Here is an 11,702-nt window from a genome sequence, read left to right as displayed (position 1 = left end):
TTTCCCACAGCATTAAGCTGGTAAGATCCCTTAGAGATGATGAGGTAGATAGGTTCGGGGTGGAAGCGTGGCAACACGTGGAGCTGACGAATACTAATCGATCGAGGGCTTAACCTAAAACGAAAAGCGAAGTAAGCCGTTTAAATCCGACAAGCGTTGGAAGCTTTTGAATCAGACGCGCTTTTTGCGTCAGAATCAAAAGGTGAAACGATCGAGGATTTGGCTTACGTAGCTGGACACATTATTGGAAAAGTTGTGCGTGCTATCTAGTTTTCAGGGAATACCCTGTAAAGTCTAGTGACGATGGCGAAGAGGTCACACCCGTTCCCATGCCGAACACGGAAGTTAAGCTCTTCAGCGCCGATGGTAGTTGGGGGATCTCCCCCTGCAAGAGTAGGACGTCGCTGGGCAATGAAGAAAGGCGAGAGACCAAATGGTTTCTCGCTTTTTTTTGTATGGTTTTATATGTTCTATCGTTTTTACTAAAAAAGAAATCTCCCATCAAGAATATCGGATGTTTGCTACTTCATCCATCATAGTTGGAATACTTGTATCTCTTGTTCTACCGTTTATTTATAAAAAACGATTTGGGCTACCGCTTCCTTCCTAATCATTCTTCTAACACATTAAAACTATCAACAAATCTTCACTCGTCTTAAAATAAGAGAAGAGGTGAAGAAATATGAGTAAAACTGTTATTGTCTGGTTTCGTCGGGATTTTCGTTTAAACGATCATACTGCTCTTGAAAAGGCGATTTCCTATTGTGAAGAAAACGATGCTCGATGGATGGGACTTTTTCAATTAGATCCACATTTTACGGAAAATATTGATCTTCATCATGATTATTTTTTTCAAACGGTAGCGCAGTTTCAAGATACGTGCAAAAAGGAAAACCTTCCTTTCCAAATTGTTTATGGTGATGCCATTGATGTATTTGAAAAAGTAACAGACACATTAGATGTGAAAGCCGTTTTCTTTAATGAAGACAAGGCAGGTTACGGTGCTCGTCGAGATCAAGATGTATGTGATTGGTTAAAGAATAAAGAGATTGAATTCCATTCTTATCAAGATTATTATCTACACGACAAGCAAGATGTTAGGAAACAGGATGATTCAATGTACAAGGTCTTTACTCCGTACTATAAACAGTGGAGGACATTAAAGAAACCACAAGTCATTCAGATTGATTTAAAGAAAGTGAAGAAGTATGCCATCGAAATCAGCGATTCTCTTGATTCAAATAAAAAATTTAAAAACGTTTTAAAACAGTGTGAGCGAGATTGGAAAGCGATTGGCGAAAAAAGTGCAAACCAACGGGCAAAACGTTTTACGAAAGAAAGGTTAAAGGATTATGATCACCACCGTGATGTTCCATCCATCGTTGGTACAAGTAAATTATCTCCCTATTTAAAAACAGGTACACTTTCTGTGCGTACTCTTTTTCATATGATAGCGGAATACGATCATAAGGGGGGCGAAACGTTTATACAGGAACTCGCCTGGCGTGATTTCTATGGGATGGTTCACGCGGAGTTTCCTGAGTTTCGAGATTGTGAGTTTCAAACGAAATATCGTGGGATTCCATGGAACGATGATCAGGAAAAATTAAATAAGTGGAAAAGAGGAGAAACGGGTTTCCCTATAGTAGATGCCGGGATGAGGCAGTTAAATCAAGAGGGTTGGATGCACAATCGGCTTCGTATGATCACCGCTTCGTTTTTGACAAAGGATTATCTCATTGATTGGAGATTGGGTGAACGCTACTTCGAAGAAAAGCTGATTGATTATGATGAGTCTTCTAATACAGGTGGCTGGCAGTGGGCCTCTTCCACAGGAACGGACGCGGTTCCATATTTTCGAATCTTTAATCCTACTACACAAGCGGAGCGTTTTGATCCAGATGGTACTTATATCCGGAAGTACGTTAAAGAATTAAAAGATGTTCCGAATAAAGCGATTCATCAACCATCAAAAATGAGTGAGGAAGAGCAGCAAGATAGTCATTGCATGATTGGTCAAGATTATCCACATCCGACTGTCAACCATAAAGAGCAGAGACAGAAGGTACTAAGTGTTTATAAAGAACGAACCTAACGAGATCAGATGCTACCTGGCATCTGATCTTTTTTATGGATAAGAAGGTCAGAACTGCGCATGCTAGTGGGAGAGACTGTTATGCGCGGAGTTGATTGTTTTGAAATGGTTTAAAAAAGGTGCATCTGAAAAACCGGAGAATTTGGAAGAAATGGTCAAGGATTTGAAACAATCAATTGATTTTGTCGACTATGAAAATAAAGAAAGTGATCAGCCTTATCGTTTAATCTATTTTGCTTCCCTCATTGATCCTGAACAGCTACATCGCGATCTATTGCCTGTAATTAAGGAATCACGATCTAAATCACTCGAAGATTTAAAAGGGATCCTTCCAATTGAGAACATTGAAATCTCATCAAAATTGCCACTCATCCAAGAGCGACTACTGGAAGGACATGTGGCTATTCAGCTTTCACGTGGACAAAAAGTATTGCTTGTGAACATTAGTTTACGAAAATCAAGGGATCTCTCTGCTCCTGAAATTGAATTTAGTGTGATGGGTCCAAAAGAAGGTTTAGTTGAGGATCTCCATACTAATATGAATTTGCTTCGGCGTAGAATTCCTCACCCAAGGTTAAGGATGAAGGAAATTACAATTGGAACAGTCAGTAAAACAAAAGTGGTCGTTGCTTTTATAGAAGGAGTTGCGAGTGAACAAAATATTAATACGGTCATGCAACGACTGGAGGATCTCGATTTTGATATTATCTCTGATTCTTCTTTTATAGGTCAGATGTTAGAAGATAACTCACTCTCTGTTTTTCCACAAATGATTGATACTGAGCGAACCGATCGCATTACAGGTCATATGAATTTTGGGGCTTTTGCTATTTTAACGGAAGGGTCTTCAAATGCGTTAATTGGTCCGATAAACTTTGGGCAATTGTTAGTATCCTTTGAAGATTATTATCTAGGATGGAATATTGCTTCGTTTTTTCGTATTGTTCGAATGATCGCGATTTTAGCCTCTATTATCGCAACACCTTTATATGTTGCTGTTTTAACCTATCATTACGAATTATTTCCATCTAAATTATTAGCGACATTAATTTCTTCAAGAAGTGACATTCCTTTTTCACCAGTCGTTGAAGTATTTTTTCTTGAAGTTACCATTGATTTATTACGTGAGGCCGGAGCAAGGATGCCGACGAAGGTAGGTCAAACTCTTGGTATTGTGGGCGGTATCGTGATTGGAACAGCAGCGGTAGAGGCATCACTAACAAGTAATATCCTTTTAATATTAGTCGCTTTGTCAGCGCTGGCATCTTTTACAACGCCAGTTTATCGAATGACCAATACCATTCGGTTTTTGCGTTATCCTTTAATACTGTTTGCTCAACTTCTAGGTTTAATTGGCGTCGCATTGTTTGGCTTATTTATTTTGACACATATGATCCGGTTGACGTCTTTTGGAAATCCGTATCTTGCGCCATTGTATCCGCCAAGAATAAAAGATTGGTATGACTCTTTCTTTCGTCTACCGTATGTCATGCAAAAAAACAGGTTTCAATTTTTCCGTGGAAAACAATCAAAGCGTTTTGAGGATAAGAAGAAGCGAAAGCATTCGTTGGATTTCGATGAGCAGTAAAGGGTGAGTGACTTGGAGCAAGGTAATCGAAATGATCTTCTAATTTCTCCATTTCTAATCATGTTTATTATTCACAGCAATCAGGTGGGAGTCGGAGTGCTAGGCTTTCAGAGATACATCGCGGCTTACGCGGGAAATGATGCCTGGATTGTAGTGATTGTAACGGGACTCATATTTCATCTATTTATATGGATGATGTACCGTATTCTTAGTGATGGTACTTTTGATATTATTGACCTTCATAATAAATGGTTTGGGAAGTGGATTGGCTCCGTATTTAATCTCGCTCTCATGATGTATTTACTATTAGGTACGATTGTGATTTTACGGACGTTTATAGAAGTGATTCAGGCGTGGATGTTTCCGGAGTTAGCGACATGGATTCCAGTGGCATTGTATCTTTTGTTAACGTATTACGTACTTGCTGGAGGGTTTCGGACTGTCGCAGGAATTTGCTTTTTTGGTGTGATTATTCCGGTTTGGTTAGTATTTACGGCAACAGCTCCAATCAAGTTTTCTACATTTAGTAATCTTCTTCCAATGATGGATCATTCCTTAAAAGACTTTGCTCTTGGAACAAGGCAAATGACGCTTAGTTATGTTGGGATCGATATCTTATTACTGGCATATCCCTTTTTGAAAAATCCGAGAAGTTCTCGTATATGGGCACATATGGGCGTACTGTTAACAACCCTCGTTTATACGATGGTGATGATTGTTTCATTAGCATTTTATAGCGCGGGGCAACTTCAGCAGTCCATTTGGTCAACGTTAATTGCCTGGAAAGTAGTGGAACTGCCTTTTGTGGAGCGATTTGAGTATATCGGCATTACTTTCTGGTGTTTTGTAGTTTTTCCAAACATTTGCCTCACGATGTGGGGAGCTAGTCGCGTAGGAAAAAAAGTTCTCCATATCAAGCAAAAGTATTTTGTTATCATCCTCATTGCTTTTGTCTTTACTGTATGCGTCATGGTTGTTAACCGCGATCAAGTTGACTACCTAAATACGTTAACTTCTATCATAGGCACATATGTGTATTACTTTTATATTCCATTTATTTTCCTATACAGTATGATTTGGAGAAGGGTGAAAAAGCGAATATGAAATATGCTTGTTGCTTAGCGTTGTTCTGCTTTCTCCTTACGGGGTGTGTAGCAGAAGAGATCATTGATGAAGTTCCTATTCTATTTATTGTAGGGTATGACCAAGGCGAAGATGAGAAAATCAAAGGAACGATTTCGCTTCAAACGTTTGATCCAAATCAGAAGGTAGAAACAAGAGCCTTCGAAGCGGAAGCCCATACGAGTAAGGGACTTCGGAATCAATTAAGTGGACTCCCTAAACCCATTTCGATTGGAAAAATGGCTGTATTGCTATTTAGTGAAGATATGGCGGAGAAAGGAATTATTGATATTCTGGATAGTTTCTTGAGAGATCCTGCTGCAGGCCGATTAATCTACGTTGGTGTAGTGGAAGGAAGTGCAAGTGAATTAATTAAAAATGAGTTTCAATATTTGCAAGGAATTGGGCCATTTTTACAGAATCTTATTAAGGAATCCATTGAGTATGGGAATATGCCACAAAATAATATTCATTTGTTTGACTACAAATATTATGGCGATGGAATGGACCCAGTTGCCCCAGTTCTAAGAATGGAAGAAACGGAAGTTAGAATTACAGGACTTGCTTTATTTGATGATGATAAATTGGTAGGAAAACTTAATTTAGATGAGATGTTCATGTTTTCTTTGATTAATAAAAGTTTTAGTGCGGGATTGTATGAACTAGAGCTTCCAGGTGGAGAGTACGCAAACTTACAAAAAATAAAATCAAAAGTAAATTATAAGGTGAAAAATGGGAATACAAATCCTTCTTTGAACATATCAGTTAAGTTAAATGGGAACGTCGTAGAATATACAGGGGAAAAGTTAACGAAAGAAAAGAAGAAAGAAATCGCCAAAACGTTCGAAAAAAAGGTAGAAATTCAGGGAGTCAACATGGTTGAAAAATTTCAAGAATTAGGAATTGATCCTCTCTCAATTGGGGATCACGCTCGGAGTCAAACAAGACATTTTGATTTTGAAAAATGGAATGAACACTATCCAGATCTTCCAGTAACCATTGATGTAAAAGTAAATATAGGGGAATCAGGCATCATTGATTAAGGAAAGGTGTGCGAGGCTCATGAGCGATTCCATTCAATCTAGCAATAGAAAAGCCCGTTTTAAAAATCGATTCGATTTTTAAAACGGGCTTTTCTCATGAACCTTTACTTAGATAACAAGGTAGAGGAGTGACAGAATATGATTTTTCTTGATGGCGATCATTTATCGCTTTCGCAGTTAAGGGCACTATTATATAACGGTGAGCGTGCTGGATGTTCAAGTGAAAGCTTGCAGCGCGTCGACGAAAGTAGAAAAGCAGTTGAATCGATTGTGGCAAAAGGGGAAACCGTTTACGGCATCACGACTGGATTTGGTAAGTTAAGCGATGTTCATATCCCTTCTGCTGATGTCAATCAGCTTCAGTTAAATCTTATTTATTCCCATGCATGCGGATTAGGAGACCCCTTTCCACCGATTGTATCAAAAGCAATGCTATTGCTTCGTGCAAATGCATTGTTAAAAGGTTTTTCTGGGATTAGACGCGAAGTGATTGAACGGCTTATCTTATATGCTAATGAGGATATCATTCCCGTGGTCCCTCAACAGGGTTCGCTTGGTGCTAGTGGTGATCTTGCTCCATTAGCTCATCTCGCTTTACCATTACTAGGAGAAGGGGAAGTATTTTACCAAGGCAAACGTGAGAAAGCGATCCTCCCATTAAAAGAGAGAAGGATTCCTCCAATTCAGTTAACCGCAAAGGAAGGTCTTGCCTTAATTAATGGAACGCAAGCGATGACTGCGATGGGAGCGGTAACTTATCTAGAGGCAGAAAAACTTGCCTATGAAGCAGACGGTATTTCTGCCTTAACCTTAGAAGCATTGCGAGCCATTACAGATGCTTTTGATGAACACATTCATTTGGCCCGTGGTTATCCGGAACAAATAGAAGTAGCAAAAAGGTTAAGGAAACTTTTGAAAGGGAGCAGTCTTACCACAAAGCAGGGAGAGGTAAGGGTTCAGGATGCTTACTCGATCCGCTGTATACCTCAAGTTCATGGTGCGTCCTGGCAGGCCTTAGGTTATGTGAAAGAAAAGCTTGAAATTGAAATGAACGCGGCAACTGATAACCCACTTATTTTTGATGGAGGAACGAAAGTACTTTCTGGAGGCAATTTTCATGGCCAGCCGATTGCACTGGCGATGGACTTTCTTTCCATTGCCATGGCTGAGTTTGGGAGTATCGCGGAACGGCGTATTGAACGACTCGTTAATCCACAATTAAATGATTTACCTGCATTCCTAAGTCCGCAGCCGGGCCTTCAATCAGGTGCAATGATCATGCAGTATGTGGCGGCATCGCTTGTCTCGGAGAATAAAACGCTAGCGCATCCGGCTTCAGTCGATTCGATTCCCTCTTCAGCTAACCAGGAGGATCATGTTAGTATGGGAACGATTGGATCTCGTCATGCTTATCAAATTACGGAAAATGTGAGACGAATTCTCGCCATCGAAGCGATCTGCGCCATGCAAGGAATTACGTTTCGAGGTGTACATCTCCTTTCTCCTGATACAAAACAAATCTATCAAGCTGGAAGGCGGATTGTACAAGAAATGATAAATGATCGCATTTTCTCATATGATATTGAACGTTTCACCGATTGGCTGAAAAATGAGGATGTGATCGAAAAGATCGTACTGGGGCTGAAGTAGCTTCATCAATTTTGATACAATATGAAATAAAATCAGAAGAATGATATAGTAGACGAAATAGATGGAAAGCAGGGGGCATTACTGTGAACGAAAAAGAAATCGAAATTCTTGAGATTTTAGAAGAAAACGCACGTATTCCAATGGATGTTTTAGCTGATATGGTTGAATTGTCTGTTGAAGAAGTGGAGAAAACAATTAAAAGACTTGAAGAGCAAAACATTATATTAAATTATTCATCCGTCATTAACTGGGATAAGACTTCTGGTAAAGACGGTGTGGCAGCGATGATTGATGTAAAAGTGACGCCTAAACGCGAGGTCGGTTTTGATGAAATTGCTGAACGCATTTATCGTTTTCCGGAAGTGAAAGCTGTGTACTTGATGTCAGGTGCGTTTGATTTATCTGTTCAGATTGAAGGGAAAACCATGAAAGAGGTTGCGTTCTTTGTTTCCAACAAGTTATCAACACTTGATTCTGTGCTATCGACAACCACGCATTTCCTACTTAAAAAATATAAACACGATGGTGTCATTTTCGAGCCTGAACAGAAAGATAAGCGGATTGTGGTGTCACCATGAAGCATGTTCAACAGCAGTATATTTCTAAAACAGCTTCTCAGTTAAAACCTTCAGGAATCCGAAAGTTTTTCGATCTTGCTTCTCAAATGGACAATGTAATTTCACTTGGTGTCGGAGAACCTGATTTTGTGACGCCGTGGAATGTATGTGAAGCAGGATATGCCTCACTTGAAAGCGGCTATACAGCCTATACCGCGAATGCTGGTTTACTTGAGTTAAGAGAGGAAATTTCCTCCTATTTGCTCGAGCAATTCTCACTTCATTATTCAGCTGAGTCCCAAATCATTTTAACGGTTGGCGCTAGTCAGGCAATTGACCTTGCTTTTCGAGCGGTGATTAATCCAGGTGATGAAGTCATTATTGTGGAACCGGGCTTTGTTGCCTATGCACCAGCTGTGACACTTGCAGGAGGTACACCTGTTTCGTTAGAGACAAAGGCAGAAGATGAGTTTAAGATTACACGTGAATCTCTTGAAAAAGCCATTACAAAGCGTACGAAAGCCATTCTGCTTTGTTTTCCAAGTAATCCAACAGGTGCAACGATGTCTGAATCAGAACTCAAGAGCGTAACGGACGTCATTGAAAAACATGATCTTCTCGTTTTATCGGATGAGATCTACGCAGAGTTAACTTACGATGAGACGCATTATAGCATCGCTCGGATAAATGGCATGAGAGAGCGGACCATTTTAATTTCTGGTTTTTCAAAAGCTTTTGCGATGACAGGTTGGAGACTTGGCTATGTGACAGGTCCTGAAGAGATTATTGCAGCCATGTTGAAAATCCATCAATACACGATGATGTGTGCGCCAACCATTGCCCAGCATGGGGCACTTGAGGCATTAAAAAGCGGAAGAGAAGATCTTGAGAGAATGAAAAAAAGCTATCGGCAACGAAGAAATTTTCTAGTTAAATCGTTTAATAATATCGGTTTATCGTGTCATATGCCAGGTGGCGCATTTTATGCGTTTCCATCCATACAGGCAACTGGCATGACATCTGATGAATTTGCTGAAAAGCTGTTAGAAGAAGAGCGGGTTGCTGTGGTGCCGGGGCATGTCTTTGGTGCTGGGGGAGAAGGGTATGTTCGCTGTTCTTACGCAACATCGATTGATTCTCTACAGGAAGCTGTAAAACGGATTGAACGCTTCGTAAGTCGTCATCAACAAGCTTAATTGAGAACGCCGTCCATCACCCTGGACGGCGTTATGTACTAATAAGACGTTGGATCCTCTTTACTCGTTGTGATACCAGAAGACGCTTGTTTAGCGATTAGCTGTCGCAACAATTCATTTTGCTCCTCATCTGCTGCGTTCTTTCGCTTCATATAGCCCATTGCTTTAAAAATAAAAACGATTGTTAATACGACGATAAATAATAGAATTGCTACGTAAAGAAACCCAAAAAGACCAAAAAGTACACCAAAACCTTCCATTCCACTATTAGACATTCATCTCTCACCTCCTTAAATACTAGTATATTTTACCACTTTTAAATCGGAATGAAACTCAAATAGGGGTGGAAAACCCCTTACCTTTTCTAATAACACGTGGTGTGGTATTATAATCAAGTTGGAGAGTTCGTAATTCCCTCCTCTCGTAAAACAAAACTAGGGACCGTGAAAATTCCAGCCCTGATCTCGTAATAGAGAAGGGATTTTTCATGCGTCTCCCTTACTGAATAAAGAAGGGGGCTTTTTTATGTCTTTTATGATTCCAAAGAAAGTTGAAGTATTGGGAGAAGATATTCAGAAAAGCGAATTAAAGTATCATCATAAACGGGTAGCCGTTACGAAGGAATTCACTTTTGATGCCGCTCATCATCTACATTGCTATGATGGCAAATGCAAAAGCATGCATGGGCATACGTATAAATTAGTGATTACGATTAGCGGATATGTGAATGACATTGGCATATCAGTTGATTTCGGTGAAATTAAAACATTATTTAAAGAAGTGATCGATTCGAAGTTAGATCATCGTTATTTAAATGACGTCCTTCCCAACATGAACACGACAGCTGAAAATATGATTGTCTGGATGTGGGAACAGTTGGATCAGGCCCTGACTGAACGCAAGATGAAAGATCTTGGTCAGCGGATCGAAGAATTGGTTCTTTACGAGACGCCAACAAGCTACGCAACGCTGAAGCGGGAATGGATGGAAGACAATGAATAGATGGGTGTTACCGGAAAGATCCGAATATATGCAATGGGAATTACCGATGGTTGAAGTGTTTGAGACAGTAGAAGGAGAGGGAACGCGAGCGGGTTTTCCAACTGTTTTTGTACGCGTCTTTCACTGTAACCTGCGCTGTAGTTGGTGTGATACGCCATATAGCTATGCACCTGATAAAGCAGAATATACAGGGTCAATTGCTTCTATCATTGATCAAATTAAAAAATATAAGAGCCGTCATATTTGTTTTACAGGTGGAGAACCGCTGATCCATCGTGAAAAATCAATGGCGCTTCTTCAAGCAATGGTGGATCTACCGCATATTGAAGATATTCACATTGAAACGAATGGAGCGATTGATCTCACTCCGTATGAAGCTATTCGAAGAGACGATAAAGCATGGCAGGAAAAAGTTCGCTTTGTGATGGACTATAAGCTCCCTGATTCTGGTGAACAGCATCGTATGCTACATGAGAACTTTACACTACTTGATACACAGGATGAAATTAAATTTGTGATCGGTTCTGATGAAGATTTTACTGTTGCATCAGAGGTTGTCGCAGAAAACCATGAAAAAGGGCAGGTTCTGTATAGCCCAGTTTGGGAAACGATGCCGCCACATAAGCTCGTTGATAAAATTCTAGAAGCCGGATTAAGTCAAGTGAAGCTAAGTATGCAGCTTCATAAGATTATTTGGGATCCGAATCGAAGAGGTGTGTAACATGAGTAAAAAAGCAGTGATCGTTTTAAGCGGTGGCTTAGATAGTACGACATGTATGGGGATGGCGAAGGAAAAAGGATATGAGCTTTATCCAATTACGTTTCACTATGGTCAAAAACATAATCGTGAAGTCGAGCAGGCGAAAAAAGTAGCGGACTACTACAATGCACCTGATCATCGCATCGTGAACATTAGTTTTCTAAATCAAATTGGTGGTAGTGCGCTTACGGATGATTCGATCGATGTCCCCACCGATATGGATGAAGATGATATTCCTGTAACTTACGTGCCCGCACGTAATATGATCTTTCTCTCTCTTGCCTCTGCTTACGCAGAAGTAATTGGTGCAGAAGCGATCTATATCGGCGTATCTGCTGTTGATTACAGTGGTTATCCCGATTGTCGACCGGAGTTCATTGAAAGCATGAATGAAACAGTGAATTTAGCTACAAAAGCAGGTGCAACAGGTAGTGAGATGAAGATTGAGACGCCGCTTATTCACTTGACGAAAGCTGATACGGTAAAGGAAGGATTACGTTTGAACGTTCCTTATGAATTAACGACATCTTGCTACAATGGTGAAGAAGAAGCATGCGGAGAATGCGATAGCTGCCGTTTGCGTTTGAAAGGCTTTGAAGAAGCTGGAGCGGTTGATCCGATTCCTTATAAAGCATAAATCATAGTAGAAAAGCTGCCTTCTGGGGGATCCCAGCAGGCAGCTTTTTTGA

General features: G+C 40.2%; 11 protein-coding genes and 2 rRNA genes. 12 read left to right on the top strand and 1 reads right to left on the bottom strand.

What is annotated here, in order from left to right; all coding sequences use genetic code 11:
- The 9 genes from LC090_RS17920 to LC090_RS17880 form a co-directional block, all read left to right on the top strand.
- Positions 1-117, top strand: a 23S ribosomal RNA gene (locus tag LC090_RS17920); the annotation flags it as partial.
- 176 nt (positions 118-293) lie between these two features.
- A 5S ribosomal RNA gene (gene rrf, locus LC090_RS17915) occupies positions 294-410 on the top strand.
- Between the two features lie 272 nt (positions 411-682).
- Positions 683-2,095 (top strand): cryptochrome/photolyase family protein, encoded by a 1,413-nt coding sequence (locus LC090_RS17910; protein WP_226659363.1) that lies wholly within the window; start codon positions 683-685, stop codon positions 2,093-2,095.
- A 100-nt stretch (positions 2,096-2,195) separates the two neighbouring features.
- Positions 2,196-3,683 (top strand): spore germination protein, encoded by a 1,488-nt coding sequence (locus tag LC090_RS17905; protein WP_226659362.1) that lies wholly within the window; start codon positions 2,196-2,198, stop codon positions 3,681-3,683.
- Between the two features lie 12 nt (positions 3,684-3,695).
- Positions 3,696-4,787, top strand: coding sequence for a GerAB/ArcD/ProY family transporter (locus tag LC090_RS17900; RefSeq protein ID WP_226659361.1), 1,092 nt, complete (start codon positions 3,696-3,698; stop codon positions 4,785-4,787).
- Positions 4,784-5,848 (top strand): Ger(x)C family spore germination protein, encoded by a 1,065-nt coding sequence (locus tag LC090_RS17895; RefSeq protein ID WP_226659360.1) that lies wholly within the window; start codon positions 4,784-4,786, stop codon positions 5,846-5,848. Before LC090_RS17900 ends, LC090_RS17895 begins: the two co-directional genes overlap by 4 nt.
- Positions 5,849-5,986: 138 nt before the next feature.
- Complete coding sequence (gene hutH / locus LC090_RS17890; RefSeq protein ID WP_226659359.1) at positions 5,987-7,498, top strand: histidine ammonia-lyase; 1,512 nt, start codon at positions 5,987-5,989, stop codon at positions 7,496-7,498.
- A gap of 77 nt (positions 7,499-7,575) precedes the next feature.
- The gene (locus tag LC090_RS17885; RefSeq protein ID WP_226659410.1) at positions 7,576-8,076 is read left to right on the top strand and encodes an Lrp/AsnC family transcriptional regulator; all 501 of its coding nucleotides are present in this window, start codon (positions 7,576-7,578) and stop codon (positions 8,074-8,076) included.
- The gene (locus tag LC090_RS17880; RefSeq protein WP_226659358.1) at positions 8,073-9,251 is read left to right on the top strand and encodes an aminotransferase; all 1,179 of its coding nucleotides are present in this window, start codon (positions 8,073-8,075) and stop codon (positions 9,249-9,251) included. The genes LC090_RS17885 and LC090_RS17880 overlap by 4 nt, the downstream gene beginning before the upstream one ends.
- Before the next feature lie 38 nt (positions 9,252-9,289).
- Here the strand turns inward: LC090_RS17880 and LC090_RS17875 are convergent, their stop codons facing one another.
- Positions 9,290-9,526, bottom strand: a complete 237-nt coding sequence (locus LC090_RS17875) for a hypothetical protein (RefSeq protein WP_224598067.1) — start codon at positions 9,524-9,526, stop codon at positions 9,290-9,292.
- A gap of 250 nt (positions 9,527-9,776) precedes the next feature.
- Between LC090_RS17875 and queD the strand changes: the two genes are divergently transcribed.
- The 3 genes from queD to queC are packed head-to-tail and all read left to right on the top strand — an operon-like array spanning position 9,777 to position 11,650.
- The gene (gene queD, locus LC090_RS17870) at positions 9,777-10,253 is read left to right on the top strand and encodes a 6-carboxytetrahydropterin synthase QueD (protein ID WP_224598065.1); all 477 of its coding nucleotides are present in this window, start codon (positions 9,777-9,779) and stop codon (positions 10,251-10,253) included.
- A complete protein-coding gene (locus tag LC090_RS17865; RefSeq protein WP_226659357.1) occupies positions 10,246-10,974 on the top strand; it encodes a 7-carboxy-7-deazaguanine synthase QueE in 729 nt (242 codons plus the stop codon). The genes queD and LC090_RS17865 overlap by 8 nt, the downstream gene beginning before the upstream one ends.
- Before the next feature lies 1 nt (position 10,975).
- Positions 10,976-11,650, top strand: a complete 675-nt coding sequence (gene queC, locus LC090_RS17860) for a 7-cyano-7-deazaguanine synthase QueC (RefSeq protein ID WP_226659356.1) — start codon at positions 10,976-10,978, stop codon at positions 11,648-11,650.
- The last annotated feature ends 52 nt before the right edge of the window (positions 11,651-11,702 follow it).

Origin of the sequence: Guptibacillus hwajinpoensis (assembly GCF_020524165.1) — a bacterium.
Classification (GTDB): Bacteria; Bacillota; Bacilli; order Bacillales; family Guptibacillaceae; genus Guptibacillus; species Guptibacillus hwajinpoensis_D.
This window is presented reverse-complemented; position numbering and strand designations above follow the sequence as displayed.